This is a genomic window from Vibrio sp. D420a, assembly GCF_030248625.1.
GTDB classification, from domain to species: Bacteria; Pseudomonadota; Gammaproteobacteria; order Enterobacterales; family Vibrionaceae; genus Vibrio; species Vibrio fortis_A.
This window is the reverse complement of the sequence record NZ_JAHGAN010000042.1, coordinates 1-24,705: the sequence shown is the minus strand read 5'-3', so window position 1 is coordinate 24,705 and position 24,705 is coordinate 1. Positions and strand designations below refer to the sequence as shown.

Genomic DNA, 24,705 nt, shown 5'->3' with positions numbered 1-24,705 from the left:
TACGGTAAATTCGCTTTAAGCATCATAAAGATATAGGCGTGACAAAGAAGAGGAGTTTACCATTCTCAATTTTGAGAATCCGTGTGACACCTTGCTAATTACCTCAATAATTTGGCAATTTTTCCTAGGATCACTTTTGCGCTTAAGTAATTAGTCGCTACAATCAAGGTTGAAGCGACTATATGATTAAGAATGTATAGCGCATCTTTTGATGATCAATAAGCAAGGAGTTCTTATGAATAAGGTGTTAATCGCAGCTGCAGCCTCTGTGTTTGTATTGGCAGGTTGTTCTTCAGATCCAGAAGAAGCGACAATGTCGGAAGTAGAACAGCTATCAAATCAAGTGGCTCAACTAACCAGTGAAGTTGAAGCTCTTAAGAGTGAAAAAGCAGACGCAGAAATGAAAGCTCAAGAAGCAACTGACGCAGCGATGGCAGCGAAAGAAGAGGCGATGCGTGCTAACGAGCGTATCGACAATATCGCAAGCTCTTACACTAAGTAACCTATCTACTAAAGAGTTCATGCGCCACTGTGTTTTGCAGTGGCGCTTTTGTTTGTCACTAAGTATATTTACGAAGCTGATTGAGCGAGCTGCATTACAGGAAGAGTTAAAGACTTATGCCTACCACTGCTGAGTGGGTGGTGCTATCTCAACAGGCACACCGTTCTGCGCAAAAATCACGGATTTAGCTTTCGAGTTGGAAACATCAGCTTCATCCAGCCACCACTTCAACTCGATAGGAATCGTTAATGGCTTTTTAGAACCATCGCTGCGTGTTAAGGGCTCATGCGCTTCAACAAATACACTACGATCGGGCTCTAATGCCACTTTGATCGGTTCATTAATGATAGTGACCTTCTCGCCCTTATTCACTTTCTCGAACAGCCATTCAATATCCTTCGGCTCCATTCGAATGCAACCGGAACTCACACGTAATCCAATACCAAAGTCTTTATTGGTTCCATGGATAAGATAGTCTCCCGCACCATAAGCCAACCTTAACGCATATTCTCCTAGTGGGTTTTCTGGGCCTGCTGGTACAACTGGTGGAAGCTCAATACCTTTACTTAAATACTCTTCGCGAATGGATTTCGGTGGCGTCCATGTTGGATTCGGTCGTTTTTGGCTAATCGTCGTCACCATCTCTGGTGTATCTCGCCCTACTCGACCTATCCCCACAGGAAACACATGAACAAGGTTCTTATCCGGTTCAAAGTAATAAAGCCTCAACTCAGCTAGATTAATGACAACGCCTTGGCGTGGAGTGTCAGGAAGGATAAAGCGACTAGGAATACTCAGCACATAGCCTTCTGCCGGCAAGAATGGGTCGACCCCTTTATTTGCAGCCATTAAAGACAAAAAGCCAATATCATACTGCTTCGCGATCAAAGCTAACGTTTCTCCAGCGACGACTTCATGATGCTGTATCCGGCCAACAACACGGCTATCACTCGGTGGTAACTCAAAGGTTGCCCCGACACTAAAGGCAGAATAAAGACTAGTAGCCAGCAGCGAAGCAACGGCAATATGTTTTTTAACTATTCGTTTTTTTACTACGTTAAGGAGCGTTGAGCTTGAGAGGTACGACATAAACAACCCTGTTTTTTATTATTATCATTTTAGATTAATGTTGAATCCTTGTCTCGACAATGCGCGTAAATGACATCTCGCACACGAATCACGCCACATTCGCTGCTTCCTTCCTCAAATCAACAGATATCGGCTTGGCAAAATCGATTGCCTTTACGGTTTCAACATTTTTAGTTATTAACGATCAATCGATTGTTAGAAACGCCTCTTTTTGTGACCTGCTTCTCAAGGAACACCGTTTTAACTCGCTAATATTGCCTCAACGAAACGAATTTAATTCAACAGAAACGGTAATTAAAAATTCTGTTCCTATAATTACCGCTATAAATTTGGAGAACGACAATGGCTACACCTCATATTAACGCACAAGCTGGTGATTTCGCTGAAACTGTACTGATGCCGGGTGACCCACTTCGCGCAAAATACATCGCTGAAACATTCCTTGATGACGTGAAGCAAGTTTGTGATGTTCGTAACATGTTCGGCTACACAGGCACTTACAAAGGTAAGAAAGTTTCTGTAATGGGCCACGGTATGGGTATCCCTTCATGCTGCATCTACGTACACGAACTTATTGCTGAGTACGGTGTAAAAAATGTTATCCGTGTTGGTAGCTGTGGCGCAGTACGTGACGACGTTAAACTAATGGACGTTGTTATCGGTATGGGTGCATCAACTGACTCTAAAGTTAACCGCATTCGTTTTAACGACCACGACTTTGCAGCAATCGCTGATTTCGGTCTTCTAGAAGAAGCTGTAAACCAAGCGCGCGCTCAAGAAGTACCAGTTAAAGTAGGTAACGTATTCTCTGCTGACCTATTCTACACACCTGAAGCAGACATCTTCGAGAAGATGGAAAAACTGGGCATCCTAGGTGTAGACATGGAAGCGGCAGGTATCTACGGCGTTGCTGCAGACCTAGGCGCGAAAGCACTAACAATCCTAACAGTTTCTGACCACATCATCCGTGGTGAAAAACTAAGCTCAGAAGAGCGTCAAAAATCGTTCAACGACATGATGAAAGTAGCTCTAGAGACAGCTATCAACATCTAATCATTGATTAACGATACTTTGAAAAGCAATACCCCGCAGCCAAGTTCGCTTGGCTGCCCAAATAATCCCGAGGGGGCGATCGTGTCCAACGACGAGCTGCCAAAAGACGCGGACGGTTTACAACTCAACTTTTGTAAAACATTGGCGTGTGACAACTTTGGCTTGAGCGATGCAAAACGTTATGTTTTGCAACATGCAAACCCAAAGCGTCCAGCGATGGTTTGTCGTGAATGTGGAGCTTTCCCCCCCTTACTTAACAACCATGAAGTTTTGAATGAACTTCATCGGCTTCGTCACCTCCATAGTGACGGCCTTCCTGCTTGTCGCAATGATGATTGCGATAACTTTGGGCTTTCTGTCCACACACACAAACATCTTTACCATGCTTTTGGCTACAGCGGAGATAGACAACGCTATCGCTGCAAAGATTGCCAATCGACGTTTGTTGATAAATGGTCAGGTTCTAACAAAAAGCTGCAATTTCAAGAAAACCTCATGGGCCTTTTGTTCATGGGTTATTCCGTACGCGAAATCTGCCGCAAGTTAGAGATCAACCCAAAAACCTTCTATGATCATGTGGATCATATTGCGAGCCGCTGTCGTCGCAAACTGGCGATGATCGATGCGCGGTGGGTAAATCACGCGAAGGATTACCAATTTGCGTCCGATTACCAGCGACTGCAACCACATAGCAACAATGGCGTTGTGTGGATCGCCACTGGTGAAGCTCACTCAGGCTACATCCTTTGCCAACACGTCAACTACTCTCAAAATGAAGAGCCCGTTGGCAATGTTGACCATAACCCTTACGACTCAGTCGCTCGATTCGTCTCAAAAGAGCACTCTTCTGAGGCTAACTTAGAGCTGCCAACCTCGTCTGATGATCTTAAAAAGCGCATTGAGCAGCAATACCAAGTGATTCTTGCTCGCGGCAATGTCGAAGATCCGATGGGTAACCTCACCTCTTTTAGTTATCCGTCTAAAGGGGCTTTGGTTCGTCCACCTTATACCTCTTATGCTCATTTCTTACATGTATTAGACATGTGTGACGAGAGCAAACCCGTTTCTATTTACTTGCCTCAAGATCCGCTATTACGTTCAGCGGCATTGAGTGTCTGCCTACCACGGATCCAAAACAACAACGTTGACCTAATGTATGTTGAAGAAGATGCCTTGTGGGATGACAGTTTAGGGTTTGAGAAAATCGATATTGTGCACATGAGTTGGTGGCGAGACCGTTGGGCTATCGCGAATCAAGGTGACAAGCAAAAAGGTATCTGTTACCTCGCAGGTAGCAACACTCAACCAGAACATTGGTTCGAACACGCTTCTCTTAAGCAGACCAAGTTCTATCAACAGCGATTTCAGGTCCTGTTTGATGGCTTTATTAATGAACCCAGACGTAAACTGCGTCCTGGTGGCATCCTTCCTCTGCTCGATATTTTCAGAGCTTGGCATAATTTGTGCTATCAAGATAAAGAGGGGCTAACCGCAGCACAACGCTTAGGTGTTGCTGAACAACCTCTAACTCTGAAGCAACTGCTGTCGTAACGAAAAGATAACCATCTAGTTGAATATACTAGAAGTAGTTGAATACCAAGTAATAACATGAGGTAGCACTCATTAATCGAAAAGATCATTACTTGGTATCACCTCTTCGTTAGATAATTAGTGCTTATCCTAAATCACATACTTATAATGATGGTGTTATCAGTATGTTCGATAATAATGGACTTATGCCTTGGACAAAAACCAGTATCTAATTGAAACAGAGCTTGAACAACTCAAAAAGCGTATAGACTCAGAACCTGCCGTCGTCTTCGAGGTAGCTGAGCAATGCTTGGTGAGAGCTGAACAGGTTCTGTTTGAAGAGGGGGCGATTCAGTCATTGATGCTGATGTCCCGCTGCTGCTGGAATCTCATGGACTATCGCAAAGGCTTAAAGTACATCAAAGAGGCCTATAAGCGCCAAAGTCGACTCGATACTGATCTCTTTCTTCCTGAAATTCTTCACCTTCATGCGCTCCAGTTCTGGGGACAAGCTAAATACTACTCTGCTCAACAATACTGGATTAATGCCCTCGAACAGTCTGCATTAGTCGACGAGCTTGAAATTCAAATCGAATGCCTGATTGGGTTGGGGAATATCTGGCGTATCACCCATGAGTACAAACTCGCACGCTCTACCCACCAGCTTGCCGTAAAGGTGGCAAATAATAGCCGAATTGGTTGGCTTGAAGGTAAAGCGAGAATCCTGCTCGCGTGGGACTACTACCTACTCAACAATTACGTTGAGATGCTCTCTGTGCTTGATGGTGCAGAAGAAGCGCTAAAAGACCACCCAGATAACACGTGGCATGCAGAGGTTTGGGACTTTAGAGGATTGGCCCTGCTTGGCCTTGAACGTCTTGATGACGCTGAACAAGCGACCGCCAAAGCGCACAAGCTGGCTGTTGAGCACAACCTAGTGTGGATGAAAGCGCACTCTTTCATTAGCCGTGCTCGTTTAGAGTTATTAAGAAAACGACCACACCAAGCATCTGAACTGCTTACCCATGCGGAGCAGTCAGCTAACGAGTTTGATAATGGTGAGTTGCTAAGCCAGATTTGCTACCAGCAATCTTTGGTGGCCGAAGAGAATCAAGATTACCAAGCGGCACTTGTTGCCTTTAAAAAATACCGTCAATATTCGACCAACATGCTTCGTGAGCAGACGACACGTGTCGGATTAGATAAAGCACGCAGCTCAAAACGCCAACTCGAACAACGCGCCCGTAAATTGATTAACCGAATTCGCGGTCAGTACGAGTATGACCCAGAGAAGCAATTCTCTCACGTGGTATCAGAAACGTTTTGGTGGGAGCAGTTGGTGCTATTTAAAACCGAGCTCAAGCGCTCAAATCACAGCATCATTATGTTCCAGCACGACGACCCCAACTATCTCGAAGTGTGTACTGAACTCGCTCACACCTTCTGTAACCAAGAAGATTTCATCTCACGTTTGAGCGGTGAACGCGTTGCGCTCATGCTGGCAGAGAAAGGCAACGCAGCGCAAGCTATCTTCGACAAACTCACCACCATGCTCAACATTTACCCTTGGCACAGAAAAGGACTTAAAGGCGCTCCACCTGTGGTGACACTTCACGACATCTTGACCTTCCCGTTCACCTTAGAACAATTAGAAGAAGACGAAGCTGAGAAAGAGACTGATGGAAACGTTATTAAATAAGATCACGGACGCAGGCTTAGATCCTTCTTCAGTTTCTGGTGAAGAAGCGATCATTTTCTGGAATCACATTCGCCAACACATTGCGACCACGCAACAAGAACAAGCACACTGCTACATTATTAGCTCTGAATATAGAGCTGAGCTACAACAGAATCAAATCAGTATCGACGAGCTGCGCGCCGCGCTCGATCTTCTAACCTTACCCGGCGATGTTGAAGACATACTCACAGTCAAAACCAGTCTCAGTAGTCGCTTGGTGGAAAAAGGGGATTACACAGCCGCACTCAATGAGTTTATCAGTTCATCGACGATTGCCGTCGAACACGGACATATTGACGAGTACGTAATGGCCATCTTGGGCATGGGTAACCTGTGTGATGCTTATGGCGATCACAACCGAGCGCTGCGCTATTACCAAAAAATCAGCAGTATCGATCATGCCATCAGTAGTCGCCTACTGCGTTTGAAGTTCAAGCTTCACATGGTCGCTAGCTTCCTTCATCTCAACCGAATCACCGCAGCCAGTGATCTGCTTCGTGAGTGTGAAGAGCTGAGTATTTTGGTGAGTAATAAACTACTGACCGCGCAGATTTCGCTCTACCAAGCCAAAGTTTACCGCGCTCAGAAAAAATATCACGAAGCCTTACGCTGCATCTCATCTGTTCAGCATACAGCAACAAACACACAGGCGAGTTGGTTAGCCACTATGATTCGTTTAGAGCTCGCACATTGCTTAACTATCATCAACAAGCAAGATTACGCGAGTATGATTCTCGAGAGCACCAGCAAGAGAGTGAAAAGCTACTCATCGCCGGTGTTGGCTAAGCGCTTCTACGACTCCATGAGTGAAGTGTGCATGCACCAAGGGCGCTATAAAGAAGCGTTAGAACACGAGAAAAAAGGTTACCGCATCGAAACCGACCTGATGAAACAGATTCCAATCAGTGAGCTTGGAGCAAGTCAACTGCGACGTCTATCTCGCTTCGAATTGCAACTGAAACTCATCTTGTCTGAACAAGAAAACAAAGAGCTTAAAGAGACCACTGAGCAGCATAAAAATGCGGTAGCTCAGCTGCAACAAGACGTATTTACCGATCCACTGACAGGTTTACATAACCGTCGCTGGCTGGATGTGAAACTCAAAGACCTTCTCATCCACAATACACCGTTTGCACTGCTGGTCGTCGATATCGACCATTTCAAATCGATCAATGACGAGCTAAGCCACCTAGTCGGTGATAAAGCAATCGTTAGTGTGGCGCAAGAGTTAGCAGGTTACTTTAAATTCCGCGGCGCTTCATGTGTGCGTTTCGGTGGTGAAGAGTTCTTGGTTATTTTGGAAAACGCTACTCAAGCTCAAGCCGCTATGCACGCGGAGAACTATCGAGAACGTATCTTCCAATATGGTTGGCATGAAATATTAGGTGAAAGAGGACTAACCGTCAGTGTCGGCATTACGCTACATCGTGATGGTGAGAACACGCAACGTACCTTCTACCGTGCTGATAAGGCGCTCTACCGAGCCAAAGCGAACGGACGAAACCAAGTCTGTACCGAGTAACCATATCTGATAGATAGCTTGGTAAATAACAATGATAAAAATAGAGAGGTCATCGCCTCTCTATTTTTGTATCCAAAATCTCAAAGGAAAAACAGAGAAATACCGCCTACAGCGCACAACGTCCCTATCAAACTCTGCTTGGAGATTGACTCCCCTTTGAAGGCATAAATAACCAAAATAAACACTGGGCTGGTCGCAATTAGTGTTTGTGCAATCGCAGGATTGGCATGCTTAAGCGCCACTTGTTGAAGCCAGAGTGCGAGGAAGGTCCCGACAAAAATCGCCCCCAATAACCACGCTTTGTCGTTTATTTCCATCTGTTTTAAGTGTTTAGTCATGCTAGAAAATGGCTTAGGTTCGAAGAATCGAATCATTAGGATCACTACAAAAACACCAACAGCTAAGCGAATCAAAGCACCAAGTAAAGGCGGGATATCACCGGCGACCAATGCATAGTGCGAAATAACCACTCCGGATGCCTGACAAACACTGGCCAACAAACCGTAACCGACGCCACTCCAATCAACACTTTCTTCTTGTTGACTAGGCTGAAACACAACAAAAGTCACCGCCAATGTGGTAATAATCACCCCTAGCCAACTCTGCAGAGAGAGTGCGGCACCGAGCAGCATCAAAGCCAGCACGCCAGATAAAGGCGGCGCGAGCGATTCAAGCAATAACGTCTTGTTCGCCCCTATTCTTTTCAATGATGCAAAATAAGCGCTATCACCTATTGCGATCCCTATAACTCCTGATACCGCTAGTACCAAGATATGGGTCGACTCTAATTTCAGCTCAGGCATCGGCATCAAAGGAATAACAAACATCATCATCGCCGAGGCTACAACCCCTTTAACGATATTCAACTGCATCGCAGAAAAACGGTGGCTAAACTGACTGTAGATCCACGTAGCACCAGCCCAAACAATAGCAGCTCCAATCGCCGCTATTTCACCTACATAACCCATTGGCTCACCTGATTTCTCACCTTATCGCTCTCCTTAGCTTCAGAGTAGTAAGTGCACACTAACAAAGGCTCTAATAGTATCAATCTATTGTTTATCGGTGTCCGTTCTAAAAATTATATGCAAATAAATCATTTTTATAACAATTACTTGTACGATAGCGTACTATATTGATAACTCATAAATAACATTACAAGGATCTGTTATGTTTTTAGACTATTTTGCACTCGGCTTATTAATTTTTGTTGCACTAGTCATTTTTTACGGAATCATCGTGATTCATGACATCCCATATGAAATCGCAAAAGAACGTAACCACCCTCATCAAGATGCCATTCATGTTTCCGGCTGGGTTAGCTTGTTTACACTCCATGCTATTTGGCCATTCCTCTGGATTTGGGCAACGCTATGGCGTACAGACCGTGGCTGGGGTTTCGCCAAACTAGAAGAAGAACAGCACGACACTCACCACCGTGTTGATACGCTCATCGACCAAGTCACCGCTCTGCAACAAGAAGTCGCAGCACTCAAACAAGCGGTAGCGACGCAACCGTCGGCAGACACCCCAAGCCAAGAACAGTCAAAAGATCAGGAGGTTAAGTAATGGATTTACTACTGATAATGACCTATGCGGCGCTTTGTATCACCATCTTCAAAGTGTTTAATATCCCTCTTAACAAATGGACAGTCCCGACCGCAGTACTAGGTGGTGTAGTCATCATTGGCACCCTTATCTTGTTGATGAACTATAACCATCCATTCACTCAGATTGGTAACCAAGTCTACTCAACCACACCGATCGTTTCAGGTGTTAGAGGTAAAGTAATTGAGGTACCGGTTGAACCAAACAAGCCTCTGAAAAAAGGCGACATCTTATTTAAGATCGACCCTATCCCTTTTGAAGCAGAAGTGGCGAAATTAGAGGCAAAAGTAAAAGAGGCAAGCCAAGGTGCGCTAGGTCTTGAATCTCAGGTTGCTGAAGCTGAAGCAGCGAAAATCAAAGCGATTGCTGAACGTGACAAGGCGCAACGAGAGTTTTCTCGATACCAACGCGGCTTTAATAGCGGTGCCTTCACCGAGCAACAACTGGATACTCGTCGCCAAGCATACAAAGCGGCAGAAGCAGCGCTTAAAGTGGCTGAAGCTAGCCAAGAGCAAGCACAGATTGCACTTAACTCGGAAATCGGTGGTGAGAACACGGCAGTAGCTGGCTTATTGGCTGACTTACGTAAAGCACAATTCGATCTTGACCAAACGGTTGTTCGTGCTCCAACAGATGGCTACGTGACTCAATTGGCACTGCGACCTGGTGTTATGGCGGTTCCGTTGCCACTTGCACCCGTGATGACCTTTGTTCACACTGAAGAGCAGTTCTATACCGCGGCATTCCGTCAGAACTCGCTACAGCGTCTACAGCCAGGCTTTGAAGCAGAATTTCTATTCCGTGCGCTTCCGGGCAAGGTATTCAAAGGGCGTATTGAAGAGGTGCTTCCTGCGATTGGTGAAAGCCAAATCCAAGCTCGTGGTGCACTCCTGGGTACTGAAGCACTCAAAACCAGTGGTCGTGTATTTGCGAAGCTAACGATTACCGACGATCTATCGGAATATCACCTTCCAATGGGAACAGCGGTCGAAGTTGCGGTTTATTCTGATAGCTTCACCCACGTATCTGTTATGCGTAAGGTTCTGATTCGTATGAAGAGCTGGCAAAACTACCTCTACTTAGATCACTAACGCTTCAAACACGCTCACTCGAGTGTTAACGACAACGCCAAAAGCCAGACACTGTCTGGCTTTTTTGATTGTTAGTGGCCAAAAACTCCGCATATTCGTCACCCTTTAACCAAGCCCTTCAAGTTATTTAGACATCCAGACACTTATCTTTCCTTGTGGCGTATTTCTACTGTATAATGCGCGCCTTATTTTTTATATTTGCCTAAAAAATCGTCTTTAAGACTTCTTATAATTCAATGGCGAATAAACGCTCTTTATAAAGCAAATTTTTCATTTGAGGTTATCTATGAACTTTTCAGCGAAAACTGTCGTCGTCATTGCCATCGGCGCTGCCCTATACGGCATTGGTGGTCTACCTATGTTTGGTGTGCCTGTCTTTGCCAACACCACTCTTAAGCCAGCAATGGCAGTGCTTGCGCTGTTCTCTGTTCTATTCGGCCCAATCGTAGGCTTCCTTGTCGGCTTCATCGGCCACTGGGTTACCGACCTTTTCGCTGGTTGGGGCGTTTGGTTAACTTGGGTATTGGGTTCAGGTATCGTGGGCATGGTCATTGGCCTATTCCCAGTAATGACGAAGAACCGCCTTGCTCAAGGTGAGCTACCAATGAAAGATTTTGCTCTTTTCGTCATCTTAGCGCTAGCAGGTAACGTGGTAGGTTACGGCTGCTCAGCATTCTTAGACACGATTCTTTACGCAGAACCGTTCACTAAAGTCTTCACGCAACTTTCTATCATTGCAGCAGGCAACACAGTACTGATCGCTGTGGTTGGCTTCCTAATTTTGAAATCTGTTGCAAAACGCAATAAGCAAAGCCGTAACCTAACAGAGGCATAAGCGTTTAATGACTATTGCATTTTCGAACTTCTCTTTTAGATATGAGTCGCTGGATAAACCGACGCTAAAAAATATCAATCTAAGGATAGAGAAAGGAGAGAAAATCGTCATTATTGGACCAAGTGGTAGCGGCAAGTCTACCCTTGGTCAATGTTTAAATGGCTTAATCCCTCACGCTACAAAAGGCGAAGTGACCGGTAAACTGGAGATGTCTGGCAAAGACTGTGCTAGCTTCTCTATGCATGACTTTACCGAACAAGTCGGCACCGTTCTTCAAGACACTGACAGCCAGTTTGTTGGCCTTAGCATCGGTGAAGATATTGCCTTTGCACTAGAAAACCAACTGATGTCAAACATCGACATGTATCCGTTAGTGAAATCGACCGCAAAGATGGTCGACCTAGCAGACATGCTTGAACGTTCGCCTCACGACCTCTCTGGCGGCCAGAAACAGCGTGTTTCACTGGCAGGCATTCTTGTTGACGAAGTAGATACACTACTCTTTGATGAGCCGTTAGCGAGCTTAGACCCAAAGACGGGCAAAGCGACTATCGAGATCATCGATCAACTACATCGTGAAACCAACAAAACCGTCATTATTATCGAGCATCGTCTTGAGGATGTGCTGCATCGCCATGTCGACCGTGTGATTCTGATGGACCAAGGTGAGATCATTTCCGACTCGACGCCTGATGAGCTACTTGCGTCAGGGCTTCTCGAAAAGCACGGGATCCGTGAGCCTCTGTACCTTTCAGCGCTAAAAGCTGCACAGGTACCACTTTCAGCAAAAGACACCCTCTCGAACTTAAAGTCACTGGATTACAAAGCGTTTAGGCCAACAGTTCAAGGTTGGTTTAACCAACGTCCACCAGCACAAGCTGAAAAGCAATACACACCGCTACTTGAAGTACACGGTCTTACCTACTCCTATGATGGTGAAAAAAACGCGCTTGAAGAAGTCAGCTTTAAAATCGGTAAAGGCGAGTTTGTTTCGATCTTAGGCAAAAACGGCTCCGGTAAATCGACCATCACCAAGTTGATCATGGGTGTAATTGAGGCTGATTCGGGCTCTGCTTACCTTAACGGCGAAGACCTAAGTACACTTTCTATTTTTGAACGTAGCCAGAAAGTCGGCGTTGTTATGCAAAACCCAAATCATATGATTTCACACCATATGATTTTCGACGAAGTAGCATTCGGCCTACGTAATCGTGGTATTGATGAAGAGAGCATCAAACAAAAGGTTGAGTCAGTACTAGAGCTTTGCGGCTTGAGCAAGTTCCGTCACTGGCCAATTGAGGCTCTAAGCTACGGACAAAAGAAGCGTGTCACCATTGCAGCTATTCTTGTTCTTGAACCAGAATTATTGATTCTCGATGAGCCAACAGCCGGTCAAGACTATCGAAACTACACATCTATGTTGGCGTTTATTCAAAAGCTAAACAGAGAATTGGGTATTACGGTGGTGATCATCTCTCATGACATGCATCTGGTGCTTGAGTACACCACACGCTCTATTGTGATTGCTGACAGCAAACTTATTGCCAACGCACCGATGACTGAAGTGTTCAGCCAACCTTCGCTATTAGACCGTGCCAACTTGTGTACCACCAGTATTTACGACCTTGCGACAATGATGAAAATCGAAGATACCAACGCATTTATGCAGTACTTCATCGACTACGAGAGAAGCGCAATATGAATGCCTCTAAGATAAAGTTTGGTATCAACTATATCGATACTCAATCTCCACTGCACGCATTGAACGGTATCACTAAGTTCGCACTGTTTCTCGCTTGGGTGACGGTCGTACTGACAACCTTTGACTTGCGCTTGATCGTATTGCTGATCACGACTGGTCTATTGCTGCTCAAAATGACAAGAGTACCTGTGAGCGTTTATAAGCCACTGCTGATTGGTACATTCAGTGTTCTGAGTTTGAATGCGTTGTTTATGTATTTGCTTGCCCCTCAACAAGGTACCGAGCTGATTGGTAGCGAGCACATTCTAATGACACTGCCGGGTAACTACTCTTTGAGCCAAGAGACACTGTTTTATCTCATTACCGTCACTCTGAAGTACATGAGCATGTTCCCGATTGCATTAATCTTTGTGTTTACAACTCACCCAACAGAGTTTGCAGCAAGCCTTAACCGCATTGGCGTACCTTATAAGATCGCTTATGCCGTTAGCCTGACACTGCGTTACCTGCCAGAGGTGAAAAAGGACTTCATCAACATCATGCATGCCCAACAAGCACGTGGGGTTGAGCTGTCAAAGAAAGCACCACTCGTGGCTCGCATTAAGAATGTTGCTAAGATCTTGGGCCCACTCATCTTTTCGAGTTTAGACCGCGCTGATGAGATTTCGAACGCGATGACACTACGTGGATTCGGACGTCACAAGTCACGTACTTGGTACAGTACAGCACCGCTTAAGAGGGCAGATTACATCGCTCTGGTTGTTATCGTGCTGATTGTCGCTCTAGCGATTACCAAGCGAGTATTGGAATCAGAGCTGTTTTGGTATCCGTTCTAGCTAGGTATCCGCTCTAATATAATCTGGTCTCATCCTAAAATACTAAGTCATGAAAAGCCGCTTTAACCAAGCGGCTTTCTTATTGTTATTTTTGAAACTTATTTTTTTATAAAAATTAATATGAATTATTTGTTTCATAATTGCGATGTTTAAGTTATCAGATTACCATACCCTAAACTCAGAACAGCATCCTAATACTCCATGGCTCGTATCACCCAACAACAGAAACTCGAAAATCAAAAGAAGTACAATCAAGTCGTTCTAGACCTTTTCTTGGCGGAAGGTCATGAGTCGCTCACGTATGCACGTATCGCGAAAGAGATTGGCGTGAGCTTAACAACACTGCAAGGTTACTTTCCATCAACTCGCGCGATTAGAGCGGCTCTACATGGGCATATATTGCCAATTATCATGAAGCCTCTAGATTTCACTAATGAGAACACCTTCTATGAATCTTGGGATAAAGCTCTGGATGAGCCACAATTTCAGAGCGTCATGAAACTGATCTTCTTCCATGCATCACAAGCAGAACAACCAGAGGGTTTTGATTTGCAAGCTGATGGTGCTTTTCGTGAAAAAGCTATCGAAAGCTTTGGTTGTAATGCAAGACAAGTTATTGAAACTGTTATTGGTCGTTCGCTTCTTAGAATGACTCACTTTAGGTCGAACTAAAGGCACTGCCTAGTTAACAAGATTACATTGGTGCGACTAGTAGACATAAAAAATGGGAGCCCCGTGGCTCCCATTTTGCTTTCAATATTACTTAGAGATCTTTAACACTAGTTCAGCTTGTAGAAGACTGTCGCCAGTGGTGGAAGTTTCAGTTCAATCGACGTGTCCAAGCCTTCGCTTTGCACTGCTTCGATTTCAGCCACCTCTTTTACTTCAAAACCACTGCCGCTGTATTTAGCATCATCAGTATTGAGTAATAGGCTGTACTGACCTTGTGCCGGAACACCCAGACGGAAGTGCTCGTGCGGTACCGGTGTAAAGTTCGATACCACCAACACACGTTCACCTGATTCACTGATACGCTCATGAGCCAAGATACTCGCCTCTGCAGAGTCTTGAAGACGCCACTCAAAGCCTTGTGGGTCGAAATCTAAGTCATGCATCGCAGTTTCATTACGGTAAAGATGGTTAAGATCTTTCGTCAGCTTTTGAACACCTTGGTGACGTTCGTAGTCAAGTAAGAACCATTGCAGTTGGTCATCGTGGTTCCACTCTGCTGTCTGCCCGAACTCAGCGCCCATGAAGTTAAGCTTCTTACCCGGCTGCGCATACATGTAACCCATGTAAGCACGCAGGTTAGCCGTTTGCTGCCACTCATCACCTGGCATCTTATTGTGGATAGAGCCCTTGCCGTAAACCACTTCATCATGCGACAGAGACAATACGTAATTTTCACTGTGCGCGTAAACGAGTGGGAAAGTAATCGTGTCGTGGTGATACTTACGGTTGATAGGGTCTTCTTGGATGTAAGACAAGCTATCGTGCATCCATCCCATGTTCCACTTAAAGCCAAAGCCCAAACCACCCATGAATGTCGGTGCGGATACACCTGGGAATGCCGTTGACTCTTCCGCAATGGTCATTGCATTCGGGAAGTGTTTGTAGACTTCTTCGTTCATCCATTTCAATGTTGCGATGGCATCGTAGTTCTCATTGCCACCGTCGACATTTGGCACCCATTGGTCATGGCTGCGCGAGTAATCGAGGTAGAGCATCGAAGCCACAGCATCCACACGGATACCATCAATGTGGAATTGCTCAAACCAATACAAAGCATTAGAAACTAGGAAACGACGAACATGCTCACGACCTAGATCGTAAATGTACGAGTTCCAATCCTGATGCCAACCGCGACGTGGATCTGGATCATGGAACAGAGGCGTGCCATCGAAATTAGCCAAGCCATGATCATCACTTGGGAAATGTGCTGGAACCCAGTCAAGTACCACGCCAAGACCGGCTTGGTGACACTGGTCAACAAAATATTTGAAATCGTCTGGTGAGCCAAAACGGCTCGTCGGTGCAAATAGACCCACTGGCTGATAACCCCATGACCCGTAAAACGGGTGCTCTGAAACAGGCATCAATTCAACATGGGTGTAACCAAGATCCGTTAGGTATGGAATCAGTTCTTTTGCAAGGTCGCGGTAATTTAAGAAATCACCATTAGCATCACGCTTCCAAGAACCCGCATGCAGCTCGTAGAAAGACAGAGCTTCTTTACGCTTTTCCGTTACTGGACGGCTCTGCCACTGGCTGTCTTGCCACTGGTAACGAGCGTGATCATAAGTCACCGAAGAGAACGATGGGTACTGCTCAGAATAGAAGCCCCAAGGGTCAGCTTTGTGCGGTAGACCTTCGCCATTTGGACCTTTCAGTTCGAATTTGTATTGCGCGCCCTCTTCTAGCTCAGGGATGAATAGACCCCAAATGCCATAATCAAGACGCTGCATTGGGTGGCGACGGCCATCCCAAGAGTTGAAGTTACCCACCAAGCTCACCGCTGACGCATGTGGTGCGTAAACTAAGAATCGAGTACCAGAAATTGTGTCCCCATCACGCTCTAACGTAATAAACTGAGCGCCCATATGATGGTACATATCTTTTGGTGTATGCAGCGCTTCGTAGCTCGCATACAACTCATGGTATTGATATGGGTCGTCTAAGATTTGTTCTACACCAGCCCAATCAACAGCCAGTTTGTAGTGCGTAAAACGCAAATCGCGCTCTTGCTTTAGGACAAAACCACTGTCGCCTTCGCGCACTAATTCAACACGAGGTTCGTCGCCAACAATCAACTCAACTTTGTCTGCGCCCGGGATCCATACGCGCAATGCACCTTCATCAGAAGGAAGATACGGACCTAAACATGAGAGTGGGTCAGCAAACGAAGCCTGTGATAGTTGGGTATATATTTGTTCTTGCTTTGAAATTGAACTCATTTCCAAAACCTTTCTCCCTAACCAAACATCCAAAAAATATAAAATAAAAATGCCCGCTATGGATGCGGGCAATATAACGACGATCTATTGTACCTGACGTACGGAAACGTTTGAGTGACCAAGATTATAGTTTCTTATGCAACAAGCAAAAATCTCAGTATTATCGGGCCACTCAAGCATATTAGTTACCCGCTTTTTCACGAACTTCGGTCAGACGAGAAGCAATACGGTTAACATCATCGTGAGCAAAAATCTCATCAAGGTTCATCGATAGCTTACGACGCCAGTTCGGGTATTCGTCTACCGTACCTGGAATGTTTACAGGCTGGTCCATTTCTAGCCAGTCTTCCAATTGAACACTTAGAAGCGTTGAAGACCCTGCCGCAACGTGAAGTTGTAGCGCTTCAGCTAGGTAAGAGTCCATTGGCACTTGGCTCGCATCACGACCTACACCATCCGGTAGGAAACCATGCCATGCAACAGAATCTAGAATGCCCTGCTTACACTCAAGACGGTCATCAAACAGACCATTCAGCTGTTCTTGATTTGGGTACAGGCCAATCTCTTGACCCATCTTCAGGTCATCACAGTGCCAGAAGCCACGTAGCGTCGGCATATCGTGCGTACACAGTGCAGCCATTGATTGTGATGCGTAGTGTTTTGGTGAGATGAAGCCACCGTCTTCCTCAGATGTTTCGAAGAAGAATACCTTGTATGAGTGAACGCCAGCATCCGCTAGGATATCGACGATTTCATCAGGCACAGTACCTAAATCTTCACCAATCACAGAACACTGATAGCGGTGTGATTCAAGCGCTAGAATTGCTAGCATGTCTTGAACTGGATAGTAGATGTAAGCACCTTGTGTTGCATCTTCACCTTTTGGAATCCACCACAAACGTAGTAGGCCCAGTACGTGGTCGATACGCAGTGCACCACAGTGCTTCATGTTTGCGCGTAGTAGCTTGATGTAAGCATCGTAGCCCGTCGCTTGAAGTACTTCTGGGTTTAGTGGTGGAAGACCCCAGTTTTGACCTAGAGGACCTAGAATATCTGGTGGAGCGCCAATGCTCGCGTCCATTACTAGGTTGCCTTCGTCCGCCCAAGTTTCGCTACCAGAATCAGCAACACCTACAGCAAGGTCACGGTAAAGACCAACAGCCATACCCTTCTCTTCAGCCAGAGATTGTGCGTCGTTGATCTGACAATCCGCTAGCCACTGTAGGTACATGTATAGGTGTACTTTCTCAATGTTCTCTTTGATGTATTTTTGAGTCGCCGGGCTTTCAAATGTGCGGTATTTCTCTGGGAATACAGGCCAGCCCCACATGTTTGAATCTTCTGCATGAAGCTCCGCATGCAATGCGTCGAACGCTGCTTGATGCATTAGGCTATCACCGCCCTCTTCAACGAACGCTAGGAATGCTTGAGCACGGTCGCTGTTTTTGTCTAAGTGACGATGTTTGAATTCAGTGAATAGCAGCGGAAGAATGCTCATCTTTAGCTCAGACACTTCTGTGTAGTTAACCCAGTGTGCGTCGCGAGCTTTCTGCAGACGCTGTTGGAATTCTGCGCTGCCTACTGTTTGTTGTGCTTCTGCGCTCAGCGCAAACTCAGGTACAGAGCTCACATCGATGTATAGGATGTTCAACCAACGGCGTGAAGATGGGCTGTATGGGCTTGCGCCTTCTGGGTTTGCTGGGAACAGAGAGTGAATTGGGTTAAGACCCACGAAATCACCACCACGCGAAGCGATGTCAGCCACAAGCTGTTTAAGGTCACCGAAATCGCCGATACCCCAGTTGTGTTGAGTGCGAAGTGTGTAAAGCTGAACACTTGGACCCCAAAGCTTCTTACCTTGCTCGATTGGGTTCTGTTTGAAACACGCTTTTGGCGTGATGATCAGCGTCATTTCGTAAGGCTTTTTACGGCGCTTACGGCTAACCACAAGTTTGTGATAACCCCATGCCAAATCATTTGGCAATGCAAACACTAAAGGGCCACCCTCTGCACGTTCGTCTCGTACAACTTGAGATTGAAGATAGCCTTCAAGTACCTCTCCTTGCTCAGTTTCTAAACGCCAGCTGAACTCACTTTCACGAGCACTCACACCTAGATTTAGTGCAACCTCTACAGGCTCACCATCGCGCAAGACAAGAACTGGGTCTAATACATCTTTCTTGTGTTTTTTCTCTGCAGACTTAAGCAGAGCGTCGTCGCTGCTTGTGTCGTAGCCCAATGAAGCCAATAGACGAGTTAATGTTTCGTCAGATACTTGTGCTTCATCGCCCCACGCACTTACGTAACTGTCGGCAAGGTTTGCCATTTCTGCGACTTGTTTTAATACGCTTTGTTCTTTCATCGCTCTCTCCGAAAACGCGCTAACGCTTTCAATTTTGTAGGGTTATTTGTCTAAGTTTATTTATTTTCAATTTAGCTTTGAGCCAACTAATTGAGCCAAGGCAGAAACTGCCTTGGCTTATTTGGGGTCTATTAACGTTTAACCGCTTCTAGTTTCCAAATGTTGTTCACGTAGTCGCGGATTGAGCGGTCTGATGTGAACTTACCAACCAATGCGGTGTTAAGGATGGCTTTCTTAGCCCAGCCCGCTTGGTCTTTGTATTGCTTATCCATGTCTTCATGTGCTTTCACGTAAGAAGCGAAGTCCGCTAGACATAGGTATGGGTCACCGCCATCTAGTAGGCTATCAAACGTTGCACGTAGTAGACCTGGTTGACCTGGAGTGAACTCTTCACCCGTTAGTAGGTCAAGTGACGCTTTCAGTAGTGGGTCTGCGTGGTAGTAGTCGTAAGGGTTGTAACCTTGCGCCTTCACCGCTTGAACGCCATCAACGTCTAGGCCGAAGATGTAAATGTTTTCTTCGCCAACTTCTTCGCGAATCTCAACGTTCGCACCATCCATCGTACCGATAGTTAGAGCACCGTTTAGAGCCATCTTCATGTTACCCGTACCTGATGCTTCTTTACCCGCTAGCGAGATTTGTTGAGAAACATCTGCCGCTGGGATGATGATTTCAGCCATGCTTACACGGTAGTCAGGGATGAATACCACTTTCAGTTTGTTGCCAATGCGTGGATCGTTGTTGATCTTCTCAGCAATCTTGTTCACCGCGAAGATGATCTCTTTCGCTAAGTGGTAACCCGGTGCAGCTTTCGCTGCGAAGAAACATACGCGCGGCTCACACTCAAAACCAGGTTCGTTAAGGATACGGTGGTACAGAGATAGAATGTGTAGCAAGTCTAGGTGCTGACGCTTGTACTCGTGCAGACGCTTGATCTGTACGTCGAAGATAGCGTTAGTATTTAGCTCGATACCCATGTTCTCTTGAACCCAATCAGCAAGACGCTGTTTGTTTTCTTTCTTAACAGCCATGAATTCTTTTTGGAATTTCGCGTCTGTCGCGTACTTAGCAATACCTTCTAGCTGCTCAAGTTTTGCTGGCCACTCAGAACCAATCTTGTCTGTGATTAGCGCAGACAGGCCTGGGTTACAGAACTTCAACCAACGACGTGGCGTAATACCGTTTGTTACGTTAGTCAGTTTGCCTGGGAAGATCTCATTGAACTCAGGGAATAGGTCTTTCTTAACTAGCTGTGAGTGAAGCGCTGCTACACCGTTTACTTTGTAAGAGCCGATTACACATAGGTTTGCCATGCGAACCATACGGTGGAAACCTTCTTGGATGATAGACAGCTTAGCTTGCTTCTCACCATCACCAGGCCACATCTTACGAACTTCTTGTAGGAAGCGGTGGTTGATTTCAAAAATGATTTCCATGTGACGTGGAAGTAGACGCTGGATAAGCGACTCAGACCAAGTCTCAAGAGCTTCAGGAAGCAGTGTGTGGTTCGTGTAAGCGAACGTGTTTGCACTGATGTCCCAAGCAGTATCCCAATCTAGGCCTTTCTCATCGATAAGGATGCGCATTAGCTCTGGGATAGCGATTGTTGGGTGCGTATCGTTCAGCTGGATAGTCTCTTGCTTAGGTAAATCCGCTAGAGCAAAACCTGCTGCTTCGTGACGACGTAGAATATCGCGAACAGACGCTGCAGAGTGGAAGTACTGCTGCATTAGACGAAGAGTCTTACCTTTTTCGTGGTTGTCGTTCGGGTATAGAACTTTAGTGATGTTACCAGCATCGATTAGCGCGTGTTGTGCTTCGAAGTAGTCACCGTTGTTGAAGCTTGCTAGTGAGAATGGTGCGATAGCCTGACATTCCCAAAGACGCAGTGGGTAAACTGTATCTGACTCGTAACCAACGATTGGTAGATCCCAAGGCATTGCTTTAACAGACATACCTGGAACCCATTTACGAACTTGCTTACCGTTCTCTTCAACTACTTCAACGTGACCGTAGAAGCCGATTTCTTGTGCTAGTTCTGGACGAGCCACTTCCCATGGGTAGCCTTCAACACCACGCCATGCATCTGGAGCTTCTTTTTGACGACCGTCTTCGAAAGACTGTTTAAATAGACCGTACTCGTAGTGTAGGCCGTAACCTACAGTTGGAAATTCTTGTGCAGCACAAGAGTCCATGAAACATGCTGCTAGACGACCTAGACCACCGTTACCTAGTGATGGGTCACGCTCTTCTTCTAGAAGATCCGTTAGGTTTTGACCTAGCTCTTCCATCGCGTGAGTGATTTGCTCGTAAAGGCCCATGCTGATCAGGTTGTTACCTGTTAGACGGCCAATTAGGAATTCAAGAGATAGGTAGTTAACGCTCTTAGCGTTCTTAATCTTCTCATCATTTTCAGTAGCAAGCAGATCAAATGTTGTCAGTTCTGCTAGAGCACGGCCCATTGCTAGGTACCATGCGCGGCTGTCCGCAGTTTCTACTGTTGTTGCGTAGGTTGCAGATAGGTGTTTCTTAACACTTTCTTGGAACGACACTTTATCAAAAGTTTTTTGCTGAGTTGCTTTCATTTCAGAAATCTCGCTTTTATTTGTTCTAATTCATCTGTGACATATCGTGCATGGTCACAATTAACTAAACATCATCCCGGTCTAACGGCTGACTAGGAGTAGATGAAAGGGCGTAGGGGGCGTACTGACGTTGGGTTAGTGATCTAAATCTCATGTTCAGCTCCAGAATAAAAAATTGGAGTGATTATGATCACAAGCCCCCGTTCCATAACTTAACTTTGAATGATGAATTTTTTGTTTACCTATTTTCACTTTCTTGCGAGTTCTGATATTTAGATCACGAAATATTTTTCATGTTCTCATCTTTTTCACAAATTCATGTGTAGAAGTGAGCAACATCACGATCACAAACCACCCCATTTAGTGAGCAAAGTCACAATTAAAGGGCGTAGTTGGGTCAAAATATGCCACAGTGCAAGGTTTCTGAGGCTGATCATGGTCTGGGCCATTTTTCTTCACGTAACATAGCCTCAGAATTAATTCATAACGGCTTTTGTTTTGATGGTCGGTTATACGCAATCGACTCTCCTTATAAAGACAAGAGCCATGGAATAGGTAACCTTCGACATGTGGATCCCGTCTAAACTGACTCGCCCGGGGCGATTACACAACGCAATCTTAAGACCACGCGTATTAGATCTGCTGCAAAATGCCGACTGCTATAAGCTCGTATTATTCCGCTCTCCCGCAGGCTATGGAAAAACCACTATGGCCGCTCAATGGTTGGTTGATAAACCCAATGTAGGTTGGTACAGCATTGACGACAGCGACAATGATGCCTTCCGTTTCATCAACTACCTGCTGCAATCTCTTAATAAAGCGACGCAAAACGCTTGCCCTAACGCACAAAAGTTAGCGGAAAAGCGTCAGTTCTCATCACTACACTCTTTGCTAAGTGAAGTATTCGCTGAAATGGCGAACTTTCATCATGAGTGTTTCCTTGTGCTTGATGACTACCACCTCGTTAACAATGACGATGTGCATGAAGCGATGCGTTTCTTCTTAAAGCATATGCCAGATAACCTAACGCTTGTTGTAACAAGTCGCGGTACGCCACCACTCGGTACAGCAAACTTACGCGTTCGCGATCTGATGATTGAGCTAGGCAACGATTCATTAGCATTCGATACAGAAGAGACAACACGCTTTTTCAACCAACGAGTTACGGACGGCGTCGATGACACGACTGCGGGTAGTATCTGTGCCTATGTTGAGGGCTGGCCTTCTGCACTTCAATTAATTGCCCTGCAAGCACAACATCAGAAACGTACACTTGCTCAATCGGCAGAATCCGTTTCTCACTTTAACCACGCCCACCTCTGGGATTACCTAGTGGAAGAAGTCTTTGACCTTCTAGACAAAGAGACTCGCCACTTCTTAATGCAGTGCTCTGTGCTCGATCACTTTAATGATGAGTTAGTGTGCGCACTCACCCAGCGTGAAGACGCATTGGGGATGATTGAATCCCTTAACCGATTTGGGTTGTTTATCTACCCGTTAGAGGGAGAGAAAAACTGGTACCGCTTCCACAATCTATTCGGTGAGTTTTTGGCTCACGAGCGTCAAGCGCGAATCCCGCAGCAAGAAGCTGAACTGCATAACGCTGCCGCTCAAGCTTGGTTAAAACAAGACACGCCTCATCAAGCTCTTCGTCATGCACAAAGAGCCAACAATGCTGAGTTAATCGTCCAGATCTTAGGAACACACGGCTGGCAGATGTTTAACCAAGGCGAGCTCTCTTCGTTAGAGATGGCGATCAAGCAACTCACACCAGATCAGCTTTACAGCGACCCTAAGCTCTCGATGCTACGTGCTTGGTTAGCGCAGAGCCAACACCGTTACGACCAAGTGGGCACACTGCTAGAAGAGGCAGAGTCTCAATATCAAGCCCGTAATATTGAGCTTGATACCCAGCAGCAAGGTCAATACAACGCACTCCGAGCGCAGGTGGCTATTAACAGTAACGAGCCTGAAAAAGCACTCGAGTTGGCAGAGTTAGCGCTAAGCCAGCTTAATACCACCGTTTACCGTAGCCGTATTGTTGCCACCTCTGTCGTGGGTGAAGTTAACCACGTAATGGGTAACTTAAGCCGCGCATTGCCAATGATGCAGCAAACTGAAAAACTCGCGCGCCAATATCAGGTTTACCATCAAGCACTGTGGGCGATTCTGCAACAGAGCGAAATTCTGATCGCACAGGGTTACGTTCAAGCGGCATTCGAACTGCAAGACAGTGCCTTCAAGCTTATCGAAGAGCACCAACTCCAGTACGTACCGCTTCATGAATTCCTACTGCGTGTGCGTGCTCAGATATGTTGGTGTTGGAACCGTTTAGACGAAGCGGAAGAGTGTTGCTACAAAGGACTAGATATTCTCGGTCACCACTCGCCAAGTAAGCACCTGCACAGCTACTCGATGTTAGCTCGCATTGCACTCAGCCGCGGTGAAATTGATAAAGCTGCCAAGTTTATCGACCAGATTCAGCACCTTCTGCGCCAGTCCACTTACCACGTAGATTGGACAGCCAACGCCTCTCTTTCACTGCTGCTTTTCTGGCAAGTGAAAGGAGATAAAGATTCGATTCAAGATTGGTTGAACGTTGCGGTTCGCCCTGAATCAGCGAGCAACCACTTCTGCCAACTACAGTGGCGTAATATTGTACGTGCACACATCATGTTGGAGCAGTTTGAAGAGGCAGAAGAGGCGCTGGTATTCTTGAAGAGTGAGGCAAAACGATCTCACCTGGTCACTGACACCAACCGCAACTTGATTGTTGAGGCTGTGCTGCGTATTCAAACCAACGACGAAGAGAGCGCTCGTGTGCTGCTTGAGGAAGCACTACACATGACCAACCAAACAGGTATGGTCGGCAACTTCCTTGTTGATGGCTCAACGATTGGACACATTCTTGATAAGCTGAGTAATAAACCTGGCCTAGGCGATCTAGAGCGTCACCGTGCGCAGCAGATCATGAAAGACATCTCAACCACTCAGCGTAGTCGCTCTGTACACTTCGATGAAGACTTTGTAGAAAACTTGGTCAACCACCCTAACATTCCTGAGCTAGTGCGTACTAGCCCGCTCACACAACGTGAATGGCAGGTACTTGGCCTAATCTACTCGGGCTTTAGTAACGAACAGATCGCACAAGAACTTGATGTGGCAGGTACAACCATCAAGACTCATATTCGTAACTTGTATCAAAAGCTGAATATCGCCAACCGTAAAGAAGCGATCAGTACCGCTGAGAACTTATTGCAGTTAATGGGTTACTAAACGGATTCGAGATTCGAGATTC

General features: G+C 45.9%; 17 protein-coding genes. 12 read left to right on the top strand and 5 right to left on the bottom strand.

What is annotated here, in order from left to right:
• Nucleotides 1–235: 235 nt before the first annotated feature.
• Nucleotides 236–502: an Lpp/OprI family alanine-zipper lipoprotein gene (locus tag KI743_RS21410; protein ID WP_285468094.1), complete on the top strand. Its 267-nt coding sequence runs from the start codon at nucleotides 236–238 to the stop codon at nucleotides 500–502.
• A gap of 120 nt (nucleotides 503–622) precedes the next feature.
• On the opposite strand, the gene KI743_RS21405 is transcribed toward KI743_RS21410, so the two are convergent.
• The gene (locus KI743_RS21405; protein WP_285468093.1) at nucleotides 623–1,591 is read right to left on the bottom strand and encodes a L,D-transpeptidase family protein; all 969 of its coding nucleotides are present in this window, start codon (nucleotides 1,589–1,591) and stop codon (nucleotides 623–625) included.
• Between the two features lie 342 nt (nucleotides 1,592–1,933).
• Between KI743_RS21405 and deoD the strand changes: the two genes are divergently transcribed.
• The 4 genes from deoD (at nucleotide 1,934) to KI743_RS21385 (ending at nucleotide 7,434) form a co-directional block, all read left to right on the top strand.
• Nucleotides 1,934–2,644, top strand: a complete 711-nt coding sequence (gene deoD, locus KI743_RS21400; RefSeq protein WP_032550517.1) for a purine-nucleoside phosphorylase — start codon at nucleotides 1,934–1,936, stop codon at nucleotides 2,642–2,644.
• Between the two features lie 81 nt (nucleotides 2,645–2,725).
• Entirely contained in the window at nucleotides 2,726–4,195 is a 1,470-nt protein-coding gene (locus KI743_RS21395; RefSeq protein WP_032550518.1) for a lactate dehydrogenase, read from the top strand.
• Between the two features lie 190 nt (nucleotides 4,196–4,385).
• The gene (locus tag KI743_RS21390) at nucleotides 4,386–5,873 is read left to right on the top strand and encodes a hypothetical protein (RefSeq protein ID WP_285468091.1); all 1,488 of its coding nucleotides are present in this window, start codon (nucleotides 4,386–4,388) and stop codon (nucleotides 5,871–5,873) included.
• Entirely contained in the window at nucleotides 5,854–7,434 is a 1,581-nt protein-coding gene (locus KI743_RS21385) for a GGDEF domain-containing protein (protein ID WP_285468089.1), read from the top strand. The genes KI743_RS21390 and KI743_RS21385 overlap by 20 nt, the downstream gene beginning before the upstream one ends.
• Before the next feature lie 80 nt (nucleotides 7,435–7,514).
• On the opposite strand, the gene KI743_RS21380 is transcribed toward KI743_RS21385, so the two are convergent.
• Nucleotides 7,515–8,402: a DMT family transporter gene (locus KI743_RS21380; RefSeq protein ID WP_285468087.1), complete on the bottom strand. Its 888-nt coding sequence runs from the start codon at nucleotides 8,400–8,402 to the stop codon at nucleotides 7,515–7,517.
• Nucleotides 8,403–8,604: 202 nt separating this feature from the next.
• Between KI743_RS21380 and KI743_RS21375 the strand changes: the two genes are divergently transcribed.
• The 6 genes from KI743_RS21375 (at nucleotide 8,605) to KI743_RS21350 (ending at nucleotide 14,178) form a co-directional block, all read left to right on the top strand.
• Entirely contained in the window at nucleotides 8,605–9,003 is a 399-nt protein-coding gene (locus KI743_RS21375; protein ID WP_285468085.1) for a DUF3302 domain-containing protein, read from the top strand.
• Complete coding sequence (locus KI743_RS21370) at nucleotides 9,003–10,133, top strand: HlyD family secretion protein (RefSeq protein ID WP_150896778.1); 1,131 nt, start codon at nucleotides 9,003–9,005, stop codon at nucleotides 10,131–10,133. The genes KI743_RS21375 and KI743_RS21370 overlap by 1 nt, the downstream gene beginning before the upstream one ends.
• Nucleotides 10,134–10,419: 286 nt before the next feature.
• Nucleotides 10,420–10,968: an ECF-type riboflavin transporter substrate-binding protein gene (locus KI743_RS21365; protein ID WP_032550524.1), complete on the top strand. Its 549-nt coding sequence runs from the start codon at nucleotides 10,420–10,422 to the stop codon at nucleotides 10,966–10,968.
• Nucleotides 10,969–10,975: 7 nt separating this feature from the next.
• A complete protein-coding gene (locus KI743_RS21360) occupies nucleotides 10,976–12,670 on the top strand; it encodes an ABC transporter ATP-binding protein (protein ID WP_285468082.1) in 1,695 nt (564 codons plus the stop codon).
• Entirely contained in the window at nucleotides 12,667–13,506 is an 840-nt protein-coding gene (locus tag KI743_RS21355) for an energy-coupling factor transporter transmembrane protein EcfT (RefSeq protein WP_285468080.1), read from the top strand. The genes KI743_RS21360 and KI743_RS21355 overlap by 4 nt, the downstream gene beginning before the upstream one ends.
• Before the next feature lie 201 nt (nucleotides 13,507–13,707).
• Nucleotides 13,708–14,178 carry a TetR family transcriptional regulator gene (locus tag KI743_RS21350; RefSeq protein WP_285468079.1) on the top strand — a complete coding sequence of 157 codons (471 nt, stop codon included), beginning with the start codon at nucleotides 13,708–13,710 and terminating at the stop codon, nucleotides 14,176–14,178.
• Nucleotides 14,179–14,285: 107 nt separating this feature from the next.
• Here KI743_RS21350 and glgB read toward each other — a convergent pair whose 3' ends face one another.
• The 3 genes from glgB to KI743_RS21335 form a co-directional block, all read right to left on the bottom strand.
• The gene (gene glgB / locus KI743_RS21345) at nucleotides 14,286–16,466 is read right to left on the bottom strand and encodes a 1,4-alpha-glucan branching protein GlgB (protein WP_285468077.1); all 2,181 of its coding nucleotides are present in this window, start codon (nucleotides 16,464–16,466) and stop codon (nucleotides 14,286–14,288) included.
• Nucleotides 16,467–16,641: 175 nt separating this feature from the next.
• Nucleotides 16,642–18,822 (bottom strand): 4-alpha-glucanotransferase, encoded by a 2,181-nt coding sequence (gene malQ / locus KI743_RS21340; protein ID WP_285468075.1) that lies wholly within the window; start codon nucleotides 18,820–18,822, stop codon nucleotides 16,642–16,644.
• A 131-nt stretch (nucleotides 18,823–18,953) separates the two neighbouring features.
• Nucleotides 18,954–21,407, bottom strand: coding sequence for a glycogen/starch/alpha-glucan phosphorylase (locus KI743_RS21335; RefSeq protein ID WP_285468073.1), 2,454 nt, complete (start codon nucleotides 21,405–21,407; stop codon nucleotides 18,954–18,956).
• A 567-nt stretch (nucleotides 21,408–21,974) separates the two neighbouring features.
• Between KI743_RS21335 and malT the strand changes: the two genes are divergently transcribed.
• Nucleotides 21,975–24,683, top strand: coding sequence for an HTH-type transcriptional regulator MalT (gene malT, locus KI743_RS21330; protein WP_032550533.1), 2,709 nt, complete (start codon nucleotides 21,975–21,977; stop codon nucleotides 24,681–24,683).
• Nucleotides 24,684–24,705 lie beyond the last annotated feature (22 nt).